Here is a 23,953-nt window from a genome sequence, read left to right on the forward strand (position 1 = left end):
GTTCTTTCGTCAACGCAATAACAAAGTCTAAACTACAGTGTTGTTACTCGGCTCGATGCCTTGTCTTATGCGAAAACAAACCATAGAAGTATTACGCCTAACGCTAAGCGATAGATAACGAAAGGCAGCATGCCTATACGGGATATCCAGCTTAGGAATAAATAGATACAAAGGTAGGCACTTACGAATGAAAATGCTGCACCATACAGCAATGCATACCAGTCCACAGCTTCATTTGCTTTAAGTAAATCTAAGGTAGCTAGCAACCCTGCACCTAAGATGACAGGTATAGACAGTAAGAAAGAAAAGCGCGCACAGGCTTCGCGTTTTAATCCTAGCATCAAGCCAGCAGTCATAGTTATTCCCGAACGAGATGTCCCCGGAATTAACGCTAACACTTGGGCTAAGCCAATATAAATAGCTTGTTTTAACGTTAGGCCTTCAAGCTCTTGTTCCCGCTTTGCTGTCGAATCGGCATACCATAAAAGCAAACCGAAAATGATGGTGGTACCTGCGATCACCAATGCTGTACGTGCATTGTCTTCTATCCAGCCTTTCATCAAAAAGCCAATGATGACCGCAGGAATAGTCGCCACAATAACGTACCACGCCAGTTTACTGTCGGTAGATTGCTGCTTGCTGAAGCCTTGAGTCACCCATGCTACTGTCATCTGCCCTATTTCTTGACGAAAATAGATCATAACTGCAAGAAGACTTCCCACATGTACTGCTACGTCAAACGCCAAACCTTGGCTTACCCAACCGAAAAGCTCAGCGGGTAGCAGCAAGTGCCCAGAACTACTGATTGGAAGAAATTCAGTCACGCCCTGAATAATTGCTAAAATAATGATTTCGAAAAGTGTCATTCCTTTGCTTAACTCCAAGTAAAGTCAATTGGCCATAATTGCTGTTTCTGTTTATCAAAGTTTTGCCACATTTGGGCATAGGTTTCTTGCGTTTCAGGGTGAATGTCGTCGGGAACAAGTTCAGCTAACGGCCAAAGCACAAACGCGTTGTAACAAATCTCTTCGCGAGGCAAAACCACAGGGGATGTGGTTACCTTACTATCATAGGTAAGCAAGTCGAGATCAAGGGTTCTAGCGCAGAATTTTTTGTCGGTATGCACTCTTCCATTGTCTTTCTCAATTGCCTTTAGTATTGCACACACCTCTTCAACATTTTTTGATGTTGTCGCCCGTGCGGCAGCATTATAAAAAGGGCTGCCGTTGAAGCCTACAGCTTCGCTTTCATAAACGGAAGACACTGAAACATCGGAGAAGTGCTGTTTTAGGGCAACTAAAGACTGCCTAGTGTAATGCTCACGCTCAATATTGGAACCAATGCTGATTAAAATGGTATGTTCAGGCATTAGTGCGCTCTTTTCGCATTTCAACGGCAACAGTTTGCGCATTAGGAAGAATATTAGGTTTAACGATTTTAAGCGTTATTGATGCAGCCGAAAAATGAGCAAGTACGGTATCCATAACCTTGCTTCCGAAAGCCTCAAGTAGTTCAAATGTGCTTTCTTTGCCGACTTCCACGATGCACTCGGCTACTTTGGCATAATCTACCGTATCAGCAACGTCATCACTTATCATTGCTGCGCTTAAGTCAACATCAAGTGTTACATCGAGAAGTAGCTGTGTGGTTCTTACTCGCTCCCAGTCATAAACACCAATCAGGGTGTCTACTTCAAGCCCTGTTATATAAATTTTTCCCATGGAATTTTTTCATCTTGTCTGTTATCAACCCAGTTTATTGCCTTATTTTCCGGCTTCAATACTGGTCTTACTACTGCGCTTTCAACCACATATTACTGGTAAACGGTGGTATATCGCGTTTGGATGGAGTAGCTTTACGCTTGTGTGGCACAACTATACCGCTGTATGACAACTGGGGGCAACCAAGGTTTTGTAATTTAATAGGGCATAAGCCTTTAACCTCCTACAAGAGAAGTAAAACCCGACAGAAGGTAGTGCTTCTAAAACGCTTTTGATAATTAGAATGAAAAAATGATTTCGCTAACGCTTTTAATGGCTGCTGTTGCCTACCTCTTCGGTTCACTATCAAGTGCAGTGGTTATAAGCCAATTATTTGGTTTACCCGACCCAAGGACCGCTGGCTCTAAAAACCCTGGAGCAACCAATGTGTACCGCTTAGGTGGTCGTATTCCTGCGCTACTTGTACTTGTTATGGATATTTTGAAAGGCACTATTCCCGTTTACGGCAGCTACTTTTTGGGTATAGAGCCAATAATGCTGGGCATAATTGCTATCTTTGCCTGTTTAGGCCATATATTTCCGCTTTATTTCGGTTTTAAAGGCGGAAAAGCCGTCGCTACCGCTTTTGGTGCCATGCTGCCTATCGGGCTCGATTTAGCAGGGCTACTTGTTCTAAGCTGGGTGGTGGTGGTTTTTCTTACCGGCTATTCTTCATTGGGCGCGCTTATCGCAGTATCTCTTGCGCCGTTATTTACATTTTTGATTAAGCCTTTATATACCGTGCCCGTGGCAATGCTTTCGCTGCTTATTATTTTACGTCATAAAGACAACATAGCCCGCCTGTTAGCAGGCAATGAAAGTAAGGTGTGGGATAAAGGCAAAGTTAAAGAGTAAGTGCCTGCTGCAGTACATCCAGCTTGCCGTCTATGGGCGTAACAGGCGTAATACCCAATATTTTAGCCAGCGCTGGATAAACTTCTAGGTTGCTAAATGTAGGTATAGTGGTATTCGTTTTAAACGCAGGCCCCACTGCAACGAAGGTCGCCCCCATATCAGGTAACGTATTTACGTATCCATGCCCACCTTTGCTAACATGCGTACTGTTAGCGTTTTTAAAACGGGCCGGTGGCGCAATTTCAATAATGATATCGCCCGTTCTGTCTCCCACTTCCATGTGCCGCTCAGCGCGCTGGGTATCATTGAGCACAATGTAGCGGTTTTCAGCTACTTGTGTAAGACGTTCTATCTCGTCGGTTATTTGTTTATCTGAGATGCCTTCTTTGGCATACAGGTGAACTTGAGCCCCTTCATTTTCAATGATAAAGCTCTCGGGTATGGATAAAGACTCGACTTCGAGCAACTGGCTTTCATCAATGGGCGTCATTCCGTGATCAGACACCACTACAAGATTTACGGGTAAGTCTAACGCGTTAATGCGTTCATAGAGTTGACCGATGAGCGCATCTACCTCTTTCACCGCATCATTGGTTTTGTCAGCCAGCGGCCCTTCGTCATGGCCTATCGTGTCGGTTAACGAAAAATAGCCTGCGATTAAACGAGGTCGTGAGACTTCCGGAAGTTTAAGCCAATTTATAATTTGGTCGATGCGCTGCTGATAATCGGCGTATTTAGAGTAGTGAAAAAAGTAGCTGGGCTGCGCCCCTGAAATACGAGCATCTGATTCTGGCCAGAAGAAGGTAGCTGCCTTCATGCCATGATATTCCACTAAGTTCCATAGCGGTGTTGCCGTAATCCACGTGCTGTCCATACGACCATAACCTAATTGATACTTTGCATACCCCTCTTTTGAAGGGCGGGATTTGTCATAAAAACGGTTATTCACAATCCCGTGGTGTTTAGGAAGCAGCCCTGTGATCAGAGAAATATGATTGGGGAAGGTATTTGACGGATAAACAGGGGTCATAGACGACGCTCTTACCCCTTGCTTTGCAATAGCAGCAAGGTGTTGCGCGCTGTGTAATTCGATATAGTCATGGCGAAATCCATCAAGAGAAATGAGCACGACATATTGGTCTTGCTGCTCCTGCTTTTCTTGCTTAAGGTCTTGTACAGGTGCATTCAAGGGTGACTTGCTTGATGCAAATGCACTGGACGCGGTGAGCGCTGCAACGGCAAGCGAAATAAATAACGACAACGCTAAATGGAATAGCGGTGCATTTTGTTTTGTTCCGTCTGTTGCTAAGCGCATGTTTTTTTTACGTCCTTACTCAATGTTCATTTTGGTAAAATAAAAGGCAATGGAATGCGCTCCCATTGCCTTTACTTTTTGTTTGTCTATGTTGGGCGCTTGTTATGCTTTATATCTACTTTGTAAACATCTTATGCATACGCCAATAGTCTATATCGACTTTACAACATTATTTGAAACTCAGTGGGCGTTTTTAAATTGCTGATAAGGTATCAAGAGGCCATCGCGGTTTGGCTTGTGACGATAACGCCAAGGTTTCGCCTGCTTTTAAGCGCTGCATCCCCGCATAGGCAATCATGGCACCATTATCTGTACAATACGCTAAGCTAGGGTAAAACACCTCACCTTTTAGCTCTTGCATTAGGGCTTTCATCTCACTGCGCAACATCGTATTTGCACTAACACCGCCAGCAATAACCAATCGTTTCATTCCTGTCTGCTTCAATGCTCGCTTACATTTTATAATAAGCGTATCCACTACAGCCTCTTGGAATGCGTAGGCAATATTCGCTTTAATTTGCTCAGCATCATCACCGGTTAGGTCAGCATCGCGAATGGTATTCGCTGCAAAGGTCTTTAAGCCGCTAAAGCTGAAATCTAAGCCTGGTCTGTCGGTCATTGGACGTGGGAATTTGTAGTGTCCCGCCTCGCCCTTTTCGGCCAATTTTGCCAAGAGAGGGCCGCCAGGGTAATCAAGACCAAGTAACTTAGCGGTTTTATCAAAAGCTTCGCCTGCGGCATCGTCAATTGACTCGCCAAGTACTTCATACTGACCAATGCCTTCTACTTTGACCAGCATTGAGTGACCACCTGACACTAAAAGCGCAACGAAAGGAAATTCAGGTGCGTCCTCTTCAAGCATAGGTGCTAACAGGTGCCCCTCCATATGATGAACACCCACCGCAGGTACGTTCCACGCATAGGCCAATGAACGCCCTACCGATGAACCTACTAAAAGGGCGCCTACCAATCCTGGGCCTTGAGTGAATGCAACACCGTCAATATCTGACGGCTGGGTATTCGCATCTTCCATGGCTTTTTCAATTAAGGGAATGATTTTTCTCACATGGTCCCGAGAGGCGAGCTCAGGCACTACACCACCATAATCCGCATGCAGCTTCACTTGGCTGTATAGTTCGTGCGACAACAAACCTTTTTCATCGTCATAAACGGCGATGCCAGTTTCGTCGCAAGATGTTTCTATTCCTAAAATACGCATGGGGAGCAACCCTTTTTACTACTAACTTCAATACCGAGTTTTTGGATATATAGCAATGCTGTCTAATATATAAATTACTCACTACAGTGTTGTGAACAATAATTAGTTAAGCGAATATCAAAAACTGAGAAAATAATTCTGGCGATCTGGCGGGATCATCTTTATGATCCCGGCGCGATCATAACACTACCCTAGTCAGGATCATTTGCTTTCTACTTTTGATCACAGTTATCTATCAGAAGAAACATGAGCAAAAAGCATTCTGAAAAGGGCGCTCATACAAGCCGAGTTAAACAACGCGGCGCTTAACGAGCGCAGAGTTTACCTTTTATCCTGCATTCATGGAATGCCAGTGAACAGGTAAATGAACGGTAAATGCACAATATTGGCTATTTTTTGGCAATTCATCCTTTACTTTCTCTGTAGATATGATTAGAATTTCGCACCATTTTTAACCCGGGTGGCCTTTTTAGCGCACAATTTTACCCGGATTTACACAGTAAAAGTTTTGAGGTGAGTGTTTAATGCCTATCGTTAAAGTTAGAGAAAACGAGCCGTTTGATGTGGCGCTGCGTCGTTTTAAGCGTTCTTGTGAAAAAGCAGGTGTTCTTTCTGAAGTTCGTCGTCGTGAATTCTTCGAAAAGCCAACTTGGGAACGCAAGCGCAAGAAAGCTGCCGCTAAAAAGCGTCATCTTAAGAAGCTAGCTCGTGAAAACGCACGTCGCGTAAAACTCTACTAATATAGGGTTAAGTAACGAGTCTGAAAGGTGTTGCAATTGCAGCACCTTTCGCGTTTCTGGGCCTCTATTTTTCGGCCTTATTCTTACGACCCCATTTTTTCCTTTTCAAATGGTTGCATTTAATTTCCAACCTGGGGCTTAATAATACCATTCCGCATAGATCATTATCTTCTGAGTGGGCAATGCTCTATGCGGATTGGTATAAGCAATCTACTAATAAAAATCAGGAAACATCATGGCACTAATTGATGATTTAAAAGCAGCGCAAAAAGATGCGATGCGTGCAAAAGAAAAAGTACGTCTTGGTACTATTCGTATGGCTATGGCGGCCATTAAGCAAAAAGAAATCGATGAACAAATCACGCTAGACGATAGCGCAATCTTAGCGGTATTGACCAAAATGGTTAAACAGCGTCAAGACGCGGCAGCGCAATACGACGCAGCCAATCGCGAAGACCTAGCTAGCAAAGAGCGTGAAGAAATCACTTATATTGAAGATTTCTTACCGCAGCCTTTGACTGACGATGAACTCAATGCCCTTATCGACGAAACCATGGCTGCGACTGGCGCGTCGGGTATGCAGGATATGGGTAAAGTCATGGGCGCCTTGAAACCTAAGGTTCAAGGCCGCACCGACATGGGCGCTTTGAGTGCAAAAATTAAGGCGCGTTTGAACGCTTAAGTACTGCCCACGTGTAACAGTGAATCGCGCAGAAGGTGGGCATTGTCTCACCTTCGTTATTCTCATTTAACCACTTCCCTGTTACAGTACTTCACTGTTTTTATGATGTTGTAGCCTGTCGTTTGAAGCGCAGCTAAGACTATGCTTTTCTGTTTATTTTTGAACTCATTCTTTTTTAACTAACTCTTTTTTTAACTAACTTTTGTTGAAAGTACCCTCATGGCTGGAAAGATACCTCGCGATTTTATAGATGACCTGCTGTCACGTACCGATGTGGTAGAAGTGGTAGATAGCCGAGTCAAACTCAAAAAAGCAGGTAAGAATTACCAGGCGTGCTGCCCTTTTCATAACGAAAAGTCACCCTCTTTTACTGTTAGTCAAGATAAGCAGTTCTATCACTGTTTCGGATGCGGCGCTCACGGTAATGCTATCTCATTTATTATGGAATTCGACCGCTTAGAATTTGTCGAGGCGATTGAAGAGCTAGCCCGTTATCACGGGCTTGAAGTACCTCGAGAAAAAGGCAGCCGGCCTGCCATGAGCGAAGAGAAAAAGCAGCAACAGCAAGACGACTATGCAGTAATGGAACAAGTCACACGCTTTTTCCAGCATCAGTTGCGCCAAAACGGTAATAGTAAGAAAGCCATCGACTATTTAAAAAATCGCGGACTAAGCGGCGATATCGTTAAGCAGTGGGAAATTGGCTATGCCCCTGACAGCTGGGACGCACTGCTAAATACCTTTGGTAAAGATCCCCAACGCATCAAGCAGTTGGTCGATTTAAAACTGGTCAATAAAAACGACCAAGGACGTACCTACGACTTCTTCCGCGACCGCATCATGTTTCCAATTAGGGATAAACGGGGTCGCGTGGTCGGCTTTGGCGGTCGTGTTTTAGACGACGGCGGTCCTAAATACTTAAACTCACCAGAAACTCGTATTTTTCATAAAGGCAGCGAGCTTTTTGGGTTTTACTCAGCGCGCCAGAATAATAGAACGCTAGATACTGTTGTTGTTGTTGAAGGCTATATGGATGTGGTGGCATTGAGTCAGTTCGACATTAATATTGCTACCGCTGCCTTGGGTACGGCTACCACACCTGAACACATTCAAATGCTGGTTCGCGCTACCTCGCACATTGTGTGCTGTTATGATGGTGACCGCGCTGGGCGTGAAGCTGCATGGCGCGCGCTAGAGAACGCCTTACCGGCATTAAAAGACGGCGTGCGTATATCTTTTTTATTCTTACCCGATGGCGAAGACCCAGATACCATGGTGCGTCAGGTGGGCAAAGATGCGTTTATGGAAATGCTCGATAACGCGACGCCTTTGTCTCGTTTCTTTTTTGAGAACTTACTAAAAACTCACAACGTGGGTACGCCAGAAGGTAAGATTGCCCTTAAAAAAGCAGCAATGCCACTGATTGAAAGCACCTTAGGTGATGACCAAAAGCAAATGTTGCTGGAAGAGTTAGCCAAGCACACCGGTGAGTTCGATAGGTTTAAACTTCAACAAGATATTACCAAAGCGAATCAAGGTTCAAAGCAAGCTTACTCCCCTAATCGCAACCAGGTAAACAAGCCTAAACTATCGCCACTTCGCATGCTGATACGCTTACTGCTTGATAAGCCAGAGCTAGCAGCACATTGCGAAGATGTGCAGATAGATATATTCGCCGGTAGCAAAGCTGCCGGTATGGATTTATTGCGCGATATTCACAGCTATTGTGTCAGCCACCCTCACGCAAAAACTGCGCAGCTTGTTGAAAATTTCCGCGACCATCCCCATTCTTCTACTATCGCGAAATTATTGTTACAAGAACACTTAGTCAAAGATGAGGATGCTGAGCGTGTATATAACGACAGCTTCGCTCGCTTACTAGACGGGCATTTCGATAGCCGCATTGAAACCTTAATTTCACGCTCGCGGGTTCAACCGCTGACTCAAGCGGAAAAACAGGAATTGAACCTGCTTATGAGGGAAAGGCAGAAGAGTTAACCTAGGGGAAAATGAACTTTGGGTTTATCTGTTTTTGCGTAGTACGCTACGCTAGCTATATGTTTAATTCGTTTTCACCTTGCAATTATGCACGATGCAAGTAATAAAAGCGGAAACGTAAAAAGCACTGGCTAAAAAATCGGCCGTCAATCTGGTAAAACCTCCGCTTATTCTGCTATACTGGCTAATTCGCTGCGTGCATGTTTGAACATGGTTCACACTCTTATGTGAACGAAAATGCAGCAACACGAGTAGCAAAGATATAGCCGAACATAACGGGCAGATCCAAACCCGAGCAGGTGTGCATCGCAACATAATGGTTTATACCAGCGTGGCATCTAGCATTAACGGCCTGATACAAATGCAGTACTACAGCAGAACGGGGAACACACCTATGTGTATGTTGTCTTTTCTATTGCAAACTAATTGAATGTGAGAAGTGTAGGTTATATGGCGCAAAGCAAGCAGTCTCAGATTAAACTCCTGATTGCAAAAGGTAAAGAGCAAGGTTACTTAACCTTTGCAGAAGTAAACGACCACCTGCCGCAAGATATTGTCGATTCTGATCAAATCGAAGACATAATCCGCATGATTAACGACATGGGAATTCAAGTTTCTGAATCAGCTCCTGATGCAGATGAACTTCTCATGCAAGAAGCGAATGCTGATGAAGATGCTGCAGAAGCAGCAGCTCAAGCACTTGCTACTGTAGAAAGTGAAATTGGCCGTACGACTGACCCAGTTCGCATGTATATGCGTGAAATGGGTACCGTTGAACTTCTTACACGCGAAGGCGAAATTGAAATCGCTAAGCGTATAGAAGACGGTATTAACCAAGTACAGTGCTCGGTTGCTGAATATCCAGAAGCGATCACTTACCTGTTAGATCAGTGGGATTTATACGAAGCCGAAGAAATTCGCCTAAGTGACATTATCTCGGGCTTTGTTGATCCTAACGATGATCAAGATCTCGCGCCAACTGCAACACACGTAGGCTCTGAGTTATCTGAAGAAGAGTTAGATGACGAAGATGGCGATGATGATGATGACGAAGATGAAGATGAAGACGATGGCGGCGTAGACCCAGAGCTAGCGCGCGAACGTTTCGCAGAACTTCGTGAACAGTACCTTAAAACTCGCGAAGTCATCGAGAAGAAAGGTCGTTCTCATGCCGACTCTCGTACGCAAATCAACGCGCTGAGCGACGTATTTAAAGAGTTCCGTCTAGTTCCTAAGCAGTTTGATCGCATGGTTAAAAACATGCGTGCAATGATGGACAAAGTACGTATCCAAGAACGTCTTGTAATGAAGTTCTGTGTGGTCAATGCCAAAATGCCTAAGAAAGACTTTATAAAAGCTTTCGCGGGTAACGAAACGTCTACTGCGTGGTTACACGAAGCAGTTAAATCAGGCGCGCCTTATGCGGCTGAACTTGCAGTTAACCAAGAAGAGATCGAACGCTGCATTAGCAAGATGAATCAAGTTGAGCAAGAAACTGGCTTGGTGATCGCTGATATTAAAGACATCAACCGTCGCATGTCGATTGGTGAAGCAAAAGCACGTCGTGCGAAAAAAGAAATGGTTGAAGCTAACCTTCGTCTTGTAATCTCAATTGCGAAGAAGTACACCAACCGCGGTCTTCAGTTCCTTGACCTTATTCAAGAAGGTAATATTGGTCTGATGAAGGCGGTAGATAAGTTCGAATATCGTCGTGGTTATAAGTTCTCAACTTACGCAACATGGTGGATTCGTCAGGCAATTACTCGTTCAATTGCTGACCAGGCGCGTACTATCCGTATCCCTGTGCACATGATTGAGACGATTAACAAGCTAAACCGTATCTCTCGCCAAATGCTTCAGGAAATGGGACGTGAACCAACGCCAGAAGAATTGTCAGAGCGCATGTTAATGCCCGAAGACAAGATTCGTAAGGTACTTAAGATTGCTAAAGAGCCAATCTCGATGGAAACACCTATCGGCGATGATGAAGATTCACATCTTGGCGACTTTATTGAGGACAGCACTATTATTCAGCCCCTCGATTCAGCAACTGGCGGTAGCTTAAAAGGCGCAACGCAAGAAGTACTAGCAGGTCTAACTGCTCGTGAAGCGAAAGTACTACGCATGCGTTTCGGTATAGACATGAATACCGACCACACGCTTGAAGAAGTAGGTAAGCAGTTTGACGTTACCCGTGAGCGTATTCGTCAGATTGAAGCTAAAGCACTTCGCAAGCTTCGCCACCCTAGCCGTTCTGAGCAGCTACGCAGCTTCCTAGACGAATAGAAAAATATTACCTTAAATAAAAATCCTCAGCCCTTGCTGGGGATTTTTTTTATCTTAATTTCCCGAACCTCATGTTTCTATAACAAACTAAAACTCATTGTTCTAACATTGCGCTGCGCATATAAAAAAGCCCCCGTCAGGAGGCTTTCAATGCGCTTTAGGAAAGTTAGCTAGAGCTTACACTCTAAACTGCTTAGCGATTGATTCGAGGTGCTGCGCAAGGTCAGCAAGCTCATTACACATAGTGCCCAGCTCGCCTGAGCGGCTTGAGGTTTGTTCGGTACGCTCGTGAATTTCGTCAACGTGACGCACAATGTCAACGGCAACAGTGCGCTGGTCCTCTGTATTTTGAGCTATTTGCTCGTTCATTTGATTAATTCGACCGATAGTACTTGTAATGGTTTCTAAGCTGCTGCCGGCTTTATTAGCTGTTTCTACACTATTTGTGGCCTGCTCGGTACCACGAGCCATAACTTCCACGGCTGAATGTGCTGCGCCTTGTAGTTGCTCAATAGTACTTTGAATTTCTTCCGTTGACTGCTGTGTACGCGATGCTAGTGTTCTTACTTCGTCGGCTACTACCGCAAAGCCTCGGCCCTGCTCACCAGCCCTTGCAGCCTCGATAGCCGCGTTAAGTGCTAACAGATTGGTTTGTTCCGCGATGCCTTTAATTACGTCTAACACTGAGCCTACTTTGTTTGAGTCAGATTCTAAGCGCCCGATGACGTCAGCTGTTTCACGTACGTTTTCCGCTAGCTGCTGTATGCTTGTAACGGTTTGCTGCACAATTTGACGGCCTTCACTCGCTGCTGTCGTCGCTTCGTTGGCGTCACTTGCCGCTTGAGCAGCGCTATGTGCAACACCATCAACTGAGCCGCTCATGGTATCTACCGCAATCTTGGCATTAGTAGCTGACTGCTGTTGAACGTCTATGGTGCGCTGAGTTTCTTCTGTTACGCCGCGTAAGTTTTGCGCCAAGTTCGATAGCGGTAAACTCGCTTCAACCACATCCCGCACTACGCCCTGTAACTTATCCATAAATTGGTTGAACCAATACACCAACTCGCCAATTTCATCTTCGCTTTTGCTTTGAATACGAACCGTTAGGTCACCATTTTCTTGTGCGATATCTTTAAGCGAACGAACTACATCATCAATGCTTTGTTTAATGCCCCGTACAATGGGTATCGCAGTAGCAAATAACAATACAGTGACGACAACTGCTAAAATAACGCCTGTGCTGATTAGCGATGTGTTAGCACTGTCGGTATTTTGAAATGCTTCTTCAAATGCCGCTTGCTGTGCATCACGAAATTGTGACATAGCAGAAATTACACCATCGTAAGACTTATTCATTCGCGCAGAGAGTTCACCTAACCGACTAAAGTCGGCTGTACCGTTTACCATCGATTGGGAAACATCATAAGCAACGTCAAAGTAATTATCGAAGCCTGAGGATATAGTCGATATATCTGAGCGAAACTCTGGGCTTATTGACCCTATCTGAGTAAGCCCCTTCTTCGCTTCTTCTGCAAGTTCTTGAGCAACTGTTAAAGTGTCTTGATCTCCTGTCGTTACTGCACTTGAAAGGGTGTCTCGTACTTTTTGCATATCGACTAAAGTAGATGCCGATAGTTGTAAGGCAGGAAATTGGACTTTCTGAACTTTCTCTAATGTAGCACCGTTATTAAGAGCGGTATAAACAGTGATGAGTAGGTAAATGATAAAACTTAGCGCCGCGATGCCCGGTATTAAAAAAATCTTACTCGCAATTGGCATTTTTTTTAAAAAGTTCATTAGTTATCCTACTATATCTTTATAATAACACTACTTAACTATGTAGTAGCACAAAGTGCTTCTGCGCTATTTATGAAAAAGCGTTGTGTTGTATGTATCTACCCATTGACGAAAATCTTTAATAAAATTATGGCCTCACTTCTTTGCAAGGCCATACATTTGTATTTAGAAAGTATAATTTACGCCAACTTTCAGTAGTGTAGCATCGTTCAGATCGTTAAGGTCGTCAGAGTACCATGTTACGTCTGTTTTAAGTGCAAAACCTGGTTCAACGTCGTAGCGAAGACCTACAGTTATCGCAGATACATCTAGCTCTTGTTGAGCCGCGATCCCCGCAGCAGTTTGATAAATACCTGCCTGACCGTTAGCACCGTTCCACGTAGCATCAACAACTGCGTCACCTGTTGCAATTGTTGGTGGCAGTGCAGCAATTAACCCAAGCTGAGTGCCGTTGTCTGCTTCTTCGACTTCATAGGTAATATGCGGTGTAAATTTGCCGAAGCGCATACCTGCTGTAACATACCATGCTTGATTATCAGCAATAACAGAGCCATCTACTTCTGTCTGCGTGAATTCAGCGCCAACAAACCAATCATATTTGTCGATATCTACAGCAACTTCGAAGAAGGTTCCCGTATCTTCATTAACGCTTAGACCTTCTGCAGCCAAAGATGCAGATGGGATGAAAGCGCCATACTGATTTAAGCCGCCAATAAATGTGTCGAAGTCAGCATTGGCTGCACTTGTTTTACCACGTGCAAACAAAGTTCTTGCACTGAACCAATCACGAGTAGCGTCGAAAGATATCGCAACAACATTTTCCAACTCAAGCACAGCAGGAGTTCCCGAGATAGTGGTATCCGCCTTTACTTTACCAATAGTTAGTTGGCTTCCGTACTCCCAGTCGCCTGAATAATTGATGTAATCAATACGCACACCTTCAATATTATTGAAGTCAATGCCGTAAACCGAGTCTGGCGGTGTTAGCCAGTGGTAGGAATAGCCGATGTCTAATGAAGAGGAGTATTTAAATAACGGCATGCGAAGACGGCCTGCACTAATATTAATATTGTTATTTAGCACGTAGGTCATATACGCCCACTCAAAATCGACTTCGTAGTCATTGCTGCCGCGACCTACTAACTGAGCAGTTGCAGAAAGCTTGTCGCTTACTTCGCCGCGAATTTGCAAACCAAACACACTGGCAGGTTCAAAATCAAAGTCGCTGTCGTAATCGTAAACTGACTCATCATCATCTAATGTCATACCGCCAATCAGGTTTGCGAAGCCGTTAATTTGTACGTCGGCTAATGTTGGAGTAGCCAAAAGGCCAGCCAAAGATAAAATAGCTAATTTGGTTTTCATGCGTATTCCTTAAATTCTTTGTATTAACGGTAAGTTAAAAGGTGGCGACAACACGTACGCTGTCATTAACAGCGCCTGCGTCTACATAACCTATAGCACCTGGGTTACCCGCTACCGCCGATACTACCTCTGCGTCACTCCCCATTGCCTTCGGCGGTTGACCTTTACCGGTAAACACAAGTTTTGACCAGAATGCAGTTAACTGCGCTGCAGTCTTATTTAATACTTTGCCGTTGAATTCGTCGGTGGCTGGTTGACCTTCAGCTAATGCGATAGGCTCCGCTTGGGTACCGCTAGGAAATGCTTTTGCTTTGTTTAAGAAAAGTCGACTGATGCTATCTTTATCTAAAGAGTCGCCATTGTTGGGATGTACGATGACTGCTACATCAGCGATTGCAACGTTGCAGCAAAGCCCTGCTACAAGTATCCATTTTTTCATCATGTGTCCTCTAGAATTTGTGTGAATACTAGCTCATCGCTCTTTACTTTCTTTACTAGCGCCAAAGACGACATTTACGCGTTTGAGCGAAAAGAAGCAAAAATGTGTTTGTGTGTCCGAACATTTGCAACGATGTAATTATTGGTCACAAATGCAATATTCGCCACTTTGAGCTTGAATTTTTTACCTTATATAAATTAATAACTTATATAAGCGGTTGAGATTGGCGCGCAGTGTAGTAAAAGTGTAAATTTAGACAACTATACAATTGTCTAATACATACTTTGAGCGCTTATAAAGGCCGATAAAATAAATAAATGCGATGCTGAAATACCAAAATAAACACATAAAAACAGCAACTTAAGAAAATCAGGCATCATGGTGTAAGTGATGAAAACTCATATTAAAGTATGGAAAAAGATACTTGGCATTTTTAAACTCGCACCACTTTGCGCTGGCGCGAGTTTAAAAGAGGATCAATAGCCTATAACCGAACTCCTACGACTCACCTTTTTTATAAGGAATCGTTTTTTCTAATGCTTCGATTTCATAGGTTCGCTGCATTGGCGAGCCCGTATTTCTTGCAAGCCAGCTATAGGCAGTGGGAACGACGTATAGGGTCATAAATGCCGAAACAAGCACGCCTGAGAAAATAACCATACCAATCACCATTCGGCTCTCGGCGCCAGGCCCTGATGCAAGTACCAAAGGCAAAGAGCTAAACACGGTTGTAAACCCTGTCATAACGATAGGCCTCAAACGCTGTGCGGCAGCACGCTTGAGTGCTAGTTCAAATTCCATACCCGCATCACGAAGCTGATTAGCAAATTCTACTATTAATATGCCATTTTTCGCGGCAAGCCCGATAAGCATAACCAAACCAATCTGACTGTAGATATTAATCGTCATATCGCTAAAAAACAGCCCTATATAAGCCCCAACGAGGGCTAAGGGCACAGTAAGCATTATCACTAAAGGATGCACCCAACTTTCGAACTGCGCAGCTAATATTAAATAAGTCACCGCAAGCGCCAGCATGAATACATAAACAAATGAGTTACCCGCCTCTTGATATAGTTGTGACTCGCCTTTGTAATCAATAGAAACGTTATCAGGCAGTTCAGTGGCCACTATATTTTCTAAATAGGCGAGCGCCTCACCGAGTGTGTAGCCATCTGCCAAGTTAGCTGAAATAGTTACAGCCCGCATTCTGTTGTAGCGATTTAATCTTGCCGACGTAGCCTGCTCTTCAAAGGTGAGTAAGTTATCCATGGGAATAAGTTCACCGGTACGAGATGACCTCACGTATAAATTTTCAATGCTGTTAGGGCTTCTGAAGTCATCTTCAATGCCTTCCATGATGACATCGTATTCCTCACCTCTATCAAGGAATGTCGACACCCTTCGCTGACCAAGCATGACCTCTAACGTGCCGCCAATATCGCTAATTGATACACCTAGGTCAGCCGCTCTGTCGCGATTAATATTGACCAATAACTGGGGTGATGTCTCTTTGTAGTCAGAGTCCAGTCGAATTAATCCTGAATTTTGCGCTGCTTTTTGTAAAACGATGTCACGCCACTCTACAAGGTTCTCATATGTATCACCTTGCAAGACGAACTGAACGGGACGTCCTAGCCCTCCTCCCGATATCCCGCTTCGCATGATCGCAAACGCGCGAACATCGGGCACGCTGTTAAGCTTGCCGCTGATTTCATCCATCAGTGAAAATGTGCTGAAATCACGCTCATCCCAATCTGCAGAACCTACGATCGCAATTCCCGCATTGCCGCCGAAACCCGGTGTTCTCACCAAGAGACGATTAATTTTACCGCTCTCGCGATAGGGCATTAATATGCTCTCTATTTGCTCTAAGTTTTTTGCGTTACTTTCAAAGCTCGCCCCTTCTTGAGCGTTCATTAAGATGAAAAAGTTGCCTCTATCTTCTTTAGGAACGAACTCACTAGGTACTTTCTCTGAGAGTTGGACTAACGCAACAATCGCAATTACAAGCATTAGCAGCATAATGAAAGGTTGGTGCAAGGTCTTGCCAAGCGTATTGAAATAGCCGGTTTCAAGTTTTGAAAATCGCTTATCCATCCAGCTTCCGAAGCCTGACGAACGTGGGCGTTTTTTAAGTATTTTTGACGCCATCATAGGCGACAAAGTAAGCGCGGTGAAACTTGAAAATGCGACTGCCGCAGCAATGGCCAACGCAAACTCGGTGAAAAGTCTGCCTATATTGCCTTCAAGGAAAACCAAAGGAACGAATACAGAAATAAGTACCAGAGTGGTGGCAATTACGGCAAACCCGACCTCTTTGGCACCGCGATAGGCAGCCAGGATAGGTGGTTCGCCCATTTCGATACGTCGATAAATGTTCTCAAGTACAACAATAGCGTCATCTACCACCAAGCCGATAGCAAGTACCATAGCAAGCAGGGTGAGAAGATTGATTGAGAACCCCAGCGCATACATCACGATAAAAGCCGCTATAATAGAAACGGGTACGGTCACCGCGGGAATTAACGTGGCGCGAATATTTCCTAGGAAGACATATATGACGATCACCACCATCAGCATAGCGATCCCCAAGGTCTCATACACCTCGTCAATCGACGCTTCAATGAAAACCGAAGAGTCGTAGCTTGGTACAATAAAAATATTATCTGGAAGGGTCGCTTCTATTCTTTCTATCTGCGCTTTAGCCGCGCGGGCTACCTCGAGAGTATTGGCTTTAGACTGCTTGATAATGCCAAGGCCAATCATATTGACGCCATCACCACGAAACTCTGTCTCATCGTCTTCGGCGGTAAGCTCAACGTGGGCTATTTCGCCTAGACGCACCAGATAGCCGTTATCCCCTACTGCAACGGTTAGGGCTGCAAAATCATCCGGCGTTAGAAACGTTCGTGCAACTCGTACTTCAAAGTCACGATCAACACTTTCTACTTCACCAGCAGGCAGTTCAACATTTTCAGCGCGAATAACTTGCTCTACATCACTAACAGTTATGCCTCTAGCCGCCATAGCATTGCGGTCTAGAAACACTTTCATGGCGTAGCGTCTTCCACCACCAATTTGAATTCTAGCCACACCGTCAACAATGGATAGCCTGTCAACCAGCACACGTTCTGCGTAGTCAGTCAGCTCCATGGTATTGAGGTTAGTACTTCGTAAGTTGTACCACACCACGGCACTTTCATCTGAGTTTGCTTTAGATACTTCAGGAGGATCGGCTTGATCAGGCAAGTTATTTAATGCGCGGCTGACACGTTCGCGCACATCGTTGGCTGCTGCATCAATATCTCGAGAAAGTTTAAATTCGATAGTAATATCTGAACGACCATTGCGAGACGTGGAAGTCACGTTCTTTATGCCTTCAATACCCGAAATTCTATCTTCTAGAAGCTGGGTAATTCGGGTTTCGACAATGTTTGCTGAAGCTCCAGTATAGGTTGTATTAACCGATACAATAGGAGGGTCGATATCGGGGTATTCCCGTAAACTCAACATGGAGAACGCGACAATACCAAAGATAATCAACAGTAAATTGAGTACGGTTGCAAAAACCGGGCGCTTTACAGAAACGTCTGACAATAGCATAACTGTTTACTCCCTAGCGGTTTAATACATTAACCGGAGATTGGTCACGTACGCGAAGTGTACCTTCGGTTATTACTTCATCTCCTTCACTTAAACCGCTGACAATTTGCACTTGTCCTGGTCGACGCTCACCAATTTTCACCTCAGTTTGATGAGCAACATTATCTTTAACCACGTAAACAAACTGCTTGTCTTGCACTGGCACCAGTGCCTTTTCTGGCAAAACTAAGGCGCTAAGTACACGTTTTTCTACCACGACAGTCAGCAGCATACCTGGGCGTAGACGACTGTCTTGGTTATCAATAGTTGCGCGCACGCGAATGGAGCGACTAACAGAGTCCAAGCGTGTATCAATATTAGTGATTTTTCCTGTAAACTCTTCTCCAGGGTAAGCGACTGACGACGCACTTACCAATTGCCCTTTAGCCACGCTAGCGAGGTGGTTTTCAGCGATACTAAAATCAACTTTGATTTGGCTAATATCATCTAAGGTGGTGATGGTGTCACCTGGCTGAATTAATGAACCAATGCTGATTCCGCGGTTGCCTAACAGCCCGTTAAATGGCGCGCGGACTTGTAGATCATTAAGCTGAGCTAAGGCTACATCTAACTGGGCCTGTAACGCTTTGACTCGGGCTTGTTGCTCATCAAGAAGCTGTTCAGACGTAGCATTCGACTGACGCAAATCGGCTATGCGGGTGAACTGACGTTTAGCCTCGTCGATGTTTGCTTTGAGCTCTTCCACCCTTGCACGCTCTTCAGTGTTATTCAGCTGCACCAAAAGCTCGCCTTCTACGACTTTATCTCCATCATCGAAATTTATCGCTTTTACCGTATCGGTAACTTGAGCGGTGATATTTACAGACTCGTTAGCAGTAGCTGTGCCGAGCGACTCGATAGTGATAGGAAATGATTGGGTCGAAACAACGCTCGTTTTAACAGGCGTAGCTCTTACGCCGGCGTTCTTTTTACTTTCTTCCTGGGGCACATTTAGATATGCCACGACGCCAGCAAGCAGCAAAACGCCAAATAACAAGGGCGATAACGAGAATCGTGAAGACATAACCTTTCCTATTGGTAAAAGCGTATTCTATTAAGCATGGCTTTTGAAGCGCTCAACGAATACTTGAGTACACAAATTCGCTCTACATTTTACGTAAGCGTTCCCAAACACTGTTTTGTGTACCGCGCTATTATTGTTTGTTGTGTTATTTTTATTTTTGCGTAGAGTCTGTGTGATAATTTTGATTGCTTTTCCAACAATTACAAACTAACGCTAGAGTATTTTACCCAAATCAATGGTCATCTTATTTCGCTTATCAGCTATATTTGCTGTTTTAACGCTTTTCGCATGCTCAAAACCAACAACTGAACCAGTAATGTGTCGAGTCTCTGATTCCATTTCATATGAAAACATTCACGCGGAAATGGATATGTCACCCTCACCCAAAGCCGCAGCATGTTTAATTAAAGGTAGTGGCGAAGTATTGCTGGTTAAACATCGGCTTTCTGGCAAGTTAGACTTTCCAGGCGGGACCTGGGATGAGAGTGAACCACTTGCCTGTACGGCTCACCGAGAAACATGGGAAGAAACTGGGTTCAATGTAGAGGTTAAAACATATTTATCGACAACCTCTAATGGCTTAGTCATATTTGGCTGTGTTTTGAACGAAGGAATAGAAACACTGCCGAACACCTTTGATGCACCACCGTGGGCACAGATAGAAGTCGTCAAACTAGTAAAAGTAGACCCGTTTATATTAGACCACGAGGCTTTGAGATTTGCTGACGATCTTATTCCCTTGCGCGATGGCTATACCCAATTCGATATAAAGCAGCACTGACAAAGCATTGTTCATTGTTGCGGGTATTGGTAAATTGTCCCCACGAAAAGAATAGGAGAAGCGGCTTGTTTTCACTGCCAACATTAAGTCTAAAAGGCAAAGTACCTGAACAAGAATGGCAAACCCGTGTCGATTTGGCGGCGTGCTATCGGTTAGTGGCAGATATGCGATGGGGCGATCTCATCTATACCCACATTTCCGCTAAGGTGCCTGGCACAGACCATTATCTTGTTAACGCCTTTGGGCTTACCTTCGATGAAGTTACGGCTTCTAACTTGGTCAAAGTCGACTTAGAGGGTAACATCCTTGACGATACACCTTACGGCATAAACCCCGCAGGATTCACCATTCACAGTGCTATCCACGAAGTACGCCACGACGCTCAGTGCGTTATTCACCTACATACACTAGCCACGATTTCAGTCGCATCGGTTAAAGGCGGGCTTAAGCCGTGGAGCCAATATTCAATGTTTTCACTACCATCGCTTTCTTATCACAGCTACGAAGGTTTAGCTGTTGATGATAGTGAAAAGAAACGCTTGCAGGACGATCTTGGCGATACAAATCACATGCTTTTGCCTAATCATGGCGGCCTAACCCTTGGCCCGACTGTTGGCGACGCTTTTATGCGTTTTTACGATTTGCAGCGTGCGTGCGAAATTCAGCTTGCCTTGATGCAGTCTAATGAAGAGGTTATCGAGATACCGCAAAACATTATCGATGGCATATACGCACAGGCCAATGTAGTACACAGTGGCGAGACTGGCGGTCAAAAAGCATGGCCAGCCATGTTGCGCAAAGCCTACAAGCTAGATCCAGGATTTTGCGAATAATTACGCAATTTCAGCTCAACGCCAACTCATTTCAAACAGGAATTGCTTAAAAACATGAAAGTCACCAAAGTAGAAATTTTTGATATCGAATGCCCTAAACGCCCACAGTGGAACCCTGTTTTTGTGCGTGTTTATACCGATGAAGGCATTACTGGCGTAGGTGAAGCAGGGCTTGCTTATGACTGGGGCCATAGCGCCGCTGCGCATATGATTAAGGAGATTGCCGAAGCCATGCTGATTGGCTTTAACCCCTTTCACACTGAACTGCTTTGGTCGAGAATGCTACGTGAAGGCTTCTGGGGACTCGGTGGCGGTCCGGTGATTTATTCCGCAATGAGCGCGATTGATACCGCACTTTGGGATATAAAAGGCAAAGCACTCGGTTTGCCTGTTTACGAACTCCTTGGTGGTAAAACGAATGGCAAGCTTCGCAGCTATGCCAGCCAGCTTCAATTTGACTGGGATAAGGAAGTGACCAAACTTAACGATCCAGCAGATTATGCTCGCGCTACTGAAAAAGCCCTGAAAGACGGTTACGACGCCGTGAAAGTTGACCCTATCGTCTATGATAAAGACGGTAACACTCACTTTGACAGAACTAAGCTGTTTACTAAGCCCGAGCTTAAACTTTTCAAAGCTCGCCTTCAGGCGATTAGGGACACCATGGGTGAAGATGGCGACATTATCTTCGAATGTCACAGTTTGTTAGGTGCTTCAACGGCCATTCAGCTGGGCGATATTGTCGAAGAGATTGGCTGCTTGTACTATGAAGAGCCAGTGAATTACCTTAACTCGAAGCTTCACGACAAAGTTGCAAAGAACGTAAACGTGCCTATTGCGGGCGGTGAGCGTTTATATCACCGCTGGGACGTTCGCCCATACCTTGAAGACCAGTCTCTCGATGTACTTCAACCTGACGTTGGCCTTTGTGGCGGTTTCACAGAAGCGAAAAAGGTATGTGACTATGCCGACATCTACGACGTGCGCGTTCAAGCTCACGTTTGTGGAGGCCCAGTCGCTACAGCGGCAAGCCTGCATCTAGAAACGGCTATTCCAAACTTTTTAATTCACGAACATCACACCTATGCCATTAAAGATTGGAACCGTGAACTTTGCATTCAAGATCCTCAGCCAGTAAACGGCTTTATTGAAGCGCCTGACACACCGGGAATTGGTATTGACCTAAACGATGAAGTGGTTTACCGCTCGCCACACATGACGGTAACGGAACTTAAATAGCAAAGTTACATACCGGCACTCTTGTAAGCTTGCACGGCATTTACACAAAGTACTTGTAAAGCTAGAAAGCGCCGGAATAAGCCATGAAGCTAGTTTCAGGCTGGCGCTTAAGCGATGTCGTACCATTGCTTAGCGTTTATAGACAACAGCGCCGCTTTTTGAGTTTCAGAAAGCGGCGTTATCATATCTGAGAACCCATTCCAAAGCGCAGCATAAGGCATTCGCCACTGACATAGCGGGAAGTTGCTAGCAAACATAATGTGATTTATGCCTACGCTGTCAAGCAAGGATTCAAAAACATAAGACGCACGCTGCCACTGCCAACGGCGATCTTGCATCTCTAACCCCGAAAACTTAAACACAACTTGCTGTGTTTCACTCAAGTCGCGAAGATTCTTCCGCCATGTTTTAAACGCAAAACTATTTACATCAATCGGTGCTATTGCGGCATGGTTTACAGCCACTTTTAGCGAGGGTGTTTGTTCCAATACCTTTAGCAGCGCACGCACGGCTTTGCTATCGGCAAGGTTTAATTGTGCATCAAAAGACAAGCCTTGCGACGCCATATAATGCAGTCCCCATTTAACCTTAGGGGAACGTAAAAGGGCTTCAGCATCACCATCTAATATATGACGAAGCCCGCGTACTGAGTTGTACTGCTTTAGCTTATCAATATGACTGCCAACAATATTTCTCGTTAAATCGATACACCCAACCGAACAAAATGGCAGCGTACAATGACGCTCCAAGAACGCAATTTCACGCCAGGGTCTTTCGTTATCGTAACCCGCTTCAATGTGAACAAAACCACCTAACAGCCCTAACGACACGCGATAGAGCATGTGCTCTGTAGTATGTTTTGCAATCGCTTTTTTATCTGGCCAAAAAGGGGCGTTGGCTGGTTTCAGCCAATTATAGTGCCCTTCGTTTAAGGCAAAGAAGTGAATATGAGGGTCTATCCAAGTGAATGAAGGCTTGCTCATCTTTGTTTATAAAACCTTGGTGTATGCTATTGCTGATAAGGCATTTCGCGTTGCTTTTCTATTCAGCTCTTTCTATTGTGCTGTGTAGCCCCCATCAACCGCATACAAGCTACCTGTGATGAACGACGCTTTGTTGCTGCATAGAAAATAGGTCAGTTCAGCCACGTCTTCGGGCTGGCCCAAACGTCCAATAGGTTGTGCAGCGGCTTCTTCAGCTACCACTTCATTTTTATCTGCCCCAGAACGTGCCACATAATTATCAATGGCGTTATGAAATAGAGGGGTTTCGATGGTACCTGGGCATACCGCGTTAACGCGGATATTATAGGGTGCGTAGTCAAGCGCGGTGGTTTTCGCCATAGACGCCAACGCACCTTTGCTGACACCGTAGGCGAACGAATTGCGCTTTCCAATAAAGGACTGATCTGAGCCCATTACCACAATCGCGCCGCTGCCCTGCTCTTTCATGGTTGGCAGGCAAGACTTAATCGCGCCGTACGCCCCTTTTACGTTCAAGTTTAGTACCTTATCAAGCAGCGCTTCATCAGTATCTTCAATGGTTGCTGAAACATGTATACCGGCATTACACACCAATGCGTCTATGCGTTGATAAGAACTAATAACCTCATTCACCGCGGCTTCAATATTACGCACAACACTTACATCACACGGCTTCCAGATAGCATTAGGTAACGCTTGCTCAAAGTCTCTGATATCTAAATTAATGACTTGATAACCGTTTTGACTAAACAGCTTGCATACCGCAAAACCGATACCCAAGCTTCCCCCCGTTACAATGCAAACCGGGATCTGCGCATCATCACTGCTATGTTTAAGGTTTTTCTTCGCGCTTTCTGGATTCATGTTTTTATGTACCGTGTTGCTTGTGCGTATGTGAACGGGTTATTTCAATGTAGGCTAAGCATGCCAGTGAGAATTTGAATTGCAAGCGAGCTTACCACTTGAGTTCACTTTTCTATATTAACACCAAT

Annotated in this window: 20 protein-coding genes; 8 read left to right on the forward strand and 12 right to left on the reverse strand. The window is 44.8% G+C overall.

The features are described 5' to 3' along the window. Positions 1-65: 65 nt before the first annotated feature. The 3 genes from ACXAFM_RS06045 to folB are packed head-to-tail and all read right to left on the reverse strand — an operon-like array spanning position 66 to position 1,721. Positions 66-866, reverse strand: a complete 801-nt coding sequence (locus tag ACXAFM_RS06045; protein WP_118490266.1) for an undecaprenyl-diphosphate phosphatase — start codon at positions 864-866, stop codon at positions 66-68. 8 nt (positions 867-874) lie between these two features. After that, on the reverse strand, positions 875-1,369 hold the full coding sequence (gene folK, locus ACXAFM_RS06050; protein ID WP_179982380.1) for a 2-amino-4-hydroxy-6-hydroxymethyldihydropteridine diphosphokinase: 495 nt from the start codon (positions 1,367-1,369) through the stop codon (positions 875-877). Further along, entirely contained in the window at positions 1,362-1,721 is a 360-nt protein-coding gene (gene folB, locus ACXAFM_RS06055) for a dihydroneopterin aldolase (protein WP_474827810.1), read from the reverse strand. Before folB ends, folK begins: the two co-directional genes overlap by 8 nt. A gap of 291 nt (positions 1,722-2,012) precedes the next feature. Here folB and plsY point away from each other — a divergent pair, with 291 nt between their 5' ends. Beyond that, complete coding sequence (gene plsY, locus ACXAFM_RS06060) at positions 2,013-2,615, forward strand: glycerol-3-phosphate 1-O-acyltransferase PlsY (RefSeq protein ID WP_179982378.1); 603 nt, start codon at positions 2,013-2,015, stop codon at positions 2,613-2,615. On the opposite strand, the gene ACXAFM_RS06065 is transcribed toward plsY, so the two are convergent. Together ACXAFM_RS06065 and tsaD are read right to left on the reverse strand one after the other, a co-directional pair. Next, positions 2,605-3,930 carry an alkaline phosphatase family protein gene (locus ACXAFM_RS06065; RefSeq protein WP_474827813.1) on the reverse strand — a complete coding sequence of 442 codons (1,326 nt, stop codon included), beginning with the start codon at positions 3,928-3,930 and terminating at the stop codon, positions 2,605-2,607. The two genes, plsY and ACXAFM_RS06065, sit on opposite strands and share 11 nt — an antisense overlap. Before the next feature lie 193 nt (positions 3,931-4,123). Beyond that, positions 4,124-5,149, reverse strand: a complete 1,026-nt coding sequence (tsaD, locus tag ACXAFM_RS06070) for a tRNA (adenosine(37)-N6)-threonylcarbamoyltransferase complex transferase subunit TsaD (RefSeq protein ID WP_474827815.1) — start codon at positions 5,147-5,149, stop codon at positions 4,124-4,126. A 524-nt stretch (positions 5,150-5,673) separates the two neighbouring features. Between tsaD and rpsU the strand changes: the two genes are divergently transcribed. From rpsU to rpoD, 4 genes are all read left to right on the forward strand, one after another. Then, positions 5,674-5,889, forward strand: a complete 216-nt coding sequence (rpsU, locus tag ACXAFM_RS06075; protein WP_012517258.1) for a 30S ribosomal protein S21 — start codon at positions 5,674-5,676, stop codon at positions 5,887-5,889. Between the two features lie 235 nt (positions 5,890-6,124). Beyond that, on the forward strand, positions 6,125-6,571 hold the full coding sequence (locus ACXAFM_RS06080; RefSeq protein WP_118490272.1) for a GatB/YqeY domain-containing protein: 447 nt from the start codon (positions 6,125-6,127) through the stop codon (positions 6,569-6,571). Positions 6,572-6,790: 219 nt separating this feature from the next. Then, a complete protein-coding gene (dnaG, locus tag ACXAFM_RS06085; RefSeq protein WP_474827817.1) occupies positions 6,791-8,569 on the forward strand; it encodes a DNA primase in 1,779 nt (592 codons plus the stop codon). Between the two features lie 450 nt (positions 8,570-9,019). After that, positions 9,020-10,855 carry an RNA polymerase sigma factor RpoD gene (rpoD, locus tag ACXAFM_RS06090; protein ID WP_474827819.1) on the forward strand — a complete coding sequence of 612 codons (1,836 nt, stop codon included), beginning with the start codon at positions 9,020-9,022 and terminating at the stop codon, positions 10,853-10,855. Between the two features lie 177 nt (positions 10,856-11,032). Here rpoD and ACXAFM_RS06095 read toward each other — a convergent pair whose 3' ends face one another. From ACXAFM_RS06095 to ACXAFM_RS06115, 5 genes are all read right to left on the reverse strand, one after another. Continuing rightward, the gene (locus ACXAFM_RS06095; RefSeq protein WP_474827821.1) at positions 11,033-12,652 is read right to left on the reverse strand and encodes a methyl-accepting chemotaxis protein; all 1,620 of its coding nucleotides are present in this window, start codon (positions 12,650-12,652) and stop codon (positions 11,033-11,035) included. Positions 12,653-12,817: 165 nt separating this feature from the next. Further along, positions 12,818-14,017 carry a topoisomerase IV gene (locus tag ACXAFM_RS06100; RefSeq protein WP_474827823.1) on the reverse strand — a complete coding sequence of 400 codons (1,200 nt, stop codon included), beginning with the start codon at positions 14,015-14,017 and terminating at the stop codon, positions 12,818-12,820. Between the two features lie 34 nt (positions 14,018-14,051). Beyond that, on the reverse strand, positions 14,052-14,456 hold the full coding sequence (locus ACXAFM_RS06105) for a type 2 periplasmic-binding domain-containing protein (protein WP_474827825.1): 405 nt from the start codon (positions 14,454-14,456) through the stop codon (positions 14,052-14,054). 498 nt (positions 14,457-14,954) lie between these two features. After that, positions 14,955-18,062: an efflux RND transporter permease subunit gene (locus ACXAFM_RS06110; protein ID WP_474827827.1), complete on the reverse strand. Its 3,108-nt coding sequence runs from the start codon at positions 18,060-18,062 to the stop codon at positions 14,955-14,957. A 13-nt stretch (positions 18,063-18,075) separates the two neighbouring features. Further along, complete coding sequence (locus tag ACXAFM_RS06115) at positions 18,076-19,125, reverse strand: efflux RND transporter periplasmic adaptor subunit (RefSeq protein ID WP_474827829.1); 1,050 nt, start codon at positions 19,123-19,125, stop codon at positions 18,076-18,078. Positions 19,126-19,495: 370 nt separating this feature from the next. Here ACXAFM_RS06115 and ACXAFM_RS06120 point away from each other — a divergent pair, with 370 nt between their 5' ends. From ACXAFM_RS06120 to ACXAFM_RS06130, 3 genes are all read left to right on the forward strand, one after another. Further along, entirely contained in the window at positions 19,496-19,906 is a 411-nt protein-coding gene (locus ACXAFM_RS06120; RefSeq protein WP_474827831.1) for an NUDIX hydrolase, read from the forward strand. Between the two features lie 65 nt (positions 19,907-19,971). Next, complete coding sequence (locus ACXAFM_RS06125; protein ID WP_474827833.1) at positions 19,972-20,739, forward strand: class II aldolase/adducin family protein; 768 nt, start codon at positions 19,972-19,974, stop codon at positions 20,737-20,739. Between the two features lie 54 nt (positions 20,740-20,793). Then, a complete protein-coding gene (locus tag ACXAFM_RS06130; protein ID WP_474827835.1) occupies positions 20,794-21,978 on the forward strand; it encodes a mandelate racemase/muconate lactonizing enzyme family protein in 1,185 nt (394 codons plus the stop codon). Positions 21,979-22,085: 107 nt separating this feature from the next. Here ACXAFM_RS06130 and ACXAFM_RS06135 read toward each other — a convergent pair whose 3' ends face one another. Both ACXAFM_RS06135 and ACXAFM_RS06140 read right to left on the reverse strand, forming a co-directional pair. After that, on the reverse strand, positions 22,086-22,961 hold the full coding sequence (locus tag ACXAFM_RS06135) for an amidohydrolase family protein (RefSeq protein ID WP_474827837.1): 876 nt from the start codon (positions 22,959-22,961) through the stop codon (positions 22,086-22,088). 72 nt (positions 22,962-23,033) lie between these two features. Continuing rightward, positions 23,034-23,825 (reverse strand): SDR family NAD(P)-dependent oxidoreductase, encoded by a 792-nt coding sequence (locus ACXAFM_RS06140; protein WP_039224914.1) that lies wholly within the window; start codon positions 23,823-23,825, stop codon positions 23,034-23,036. Between the last annotated feature and the right edge of the window lie 128 nt (positions 23,826-23,953).

It is taken from the genome of Alteromonas sp. ABD4_190, from assembly GCF_056160105.1.

Excerpts from the sequence above, each read along its gene's own strand:
- ACXAFM_RS06140 (WP_039224914.1), bottom strand. The coding sequence starts at position 23,825 with ATGAATCCAGAAAGCGCGAAGAAAAACCTTAAACATAGCAGTGATGAT.
- rpsU (WP_012517258.1), top strand. The coding sequence starts at position 5,674 with ATGCCTATCGTTAAAGTTAGAGAAAACGAGCCGTTTGATGTGGCGCTG.
- rpoD (WP_474827819.1), top strand. The coding sequence starts at position 9,020 with ATGGCGCAAAGCAAGCAGTCTCAGATTAAACTCCTGATTGCAAAAGGT.
- ACXAFM_RS06105 (WP_474827825.1), bottom strand. The coding sequence starts at position 14,456 with ATGAAAAAATGGATACTTGTAGCAGGGCTTTGCTGCAACGTTGCAATC.
- ACXAFM_RS06095 (WP_474827821.1), bottom strand. The coding sequence starts at position 12,652 with ATGAACTTTTTAAAAAAAATGCCAATTGCGAGTAAGATTTTTTTAATA.
- folK (WP_179982380.1), bottom strand. The coding sequence starts at position 1,369 with ATGCCTGAACATACCATTTTAATCAGCATTGGTTCCAATATTGAGCGT.
- plsY (WP_179982378.1), top strand. The coding sequence starts at position 2,013 with ATGATTTCGCTAACGCTTTTAATGGCTGCTGTTGCCTACCTCTTCGGT.
- ACXAFM_RS06045 (WP_118490266.1), bottom strand. The coding sequence starts at position 866 with ATGACACTTTTCGAAATCATTATTTTAGCAATTATTCAGGGCGTGACT.
- ACXAFM_RS06120 (WP_474827831.1), top strand. The coding sequence starts at position 19,496 with ATGTCACCCTCACCCAAAGCCGCAGCATGTTTAATTAAAGGTAGTGGC.
- ACXAFM_RS06080 (WP_118490272.1), top strand. The coding sequence starts at position 6,125 with ATGGCACTAATTGATGATTTAAAAGCAGCGCAAAAAGATGCGATGCGT.
- ACXAFM_RS06130 (WP_474827835.1), top strand. The coding sequence starts at position 20,794 with ATGAAAGTCACCAAAGTAGAAATTTTTGATATCGAATGCCCTAAACGC.
- ACXAFM_RS06065 (WP_474827813.1), bottom strand. The coding sequence starts at position 3,930 with ATGCGCTTAGCAACAGACGGAACAAAACAAAATGCACCGCTATTCCAT.
- folB (WP_474827810.1), bottom strand. The coding sequence starts at position 1,721 with ATGGGAAAAATTTATATAACAGGGCTTGAAGTAGACACCCTGATTGGT.
- dnaG (WP_474827817.1), top strand. The coding sequence starts at position 6,791 with ATGGCTGGAAAGATACCTCGCGATTTTATAGATGACCTGCTGTCACGT.
- ACXAFM_RS06135 (WP_474827837.1), bottom strand. The coding sequence starts at position 22,961 with ATGAGCAAGCCTTCATTCACTTGGATAGACCCTCATATTCACTTCTTT.
- ACXAFM_RS06100 (WP_474827823.1), bottom strand. The coding sequence starts at position 14,017 with ATGAAAACCAAATTAGCTATTTTATCTTTGGCTGGCCTTTTGGCTACT.
- tsaD (WP_474827815.1), bottom strand. The coding sequence starts at position 5,149 with ATGCGTATTTTAGGAATAGAAACATCTTGCGACGAAACTGGCATCGCC.
- ACXAFM_RS06115 (WP_474827829.1), bottom strand. The coding sequence starts at position 19,125 with ATGTCTTCACGATTCTCGTTATCGCCCTTGTTATTTGGCGTTTTGCTG.
- ACXAFM_RS06110 (WP_474827827.1), bottom strand. The coding sequence starts at position 18,062 with ATGCTATTGTCAGACGTTTCTGTAAAGCGCCCGGTTTTTGCAACCGTA.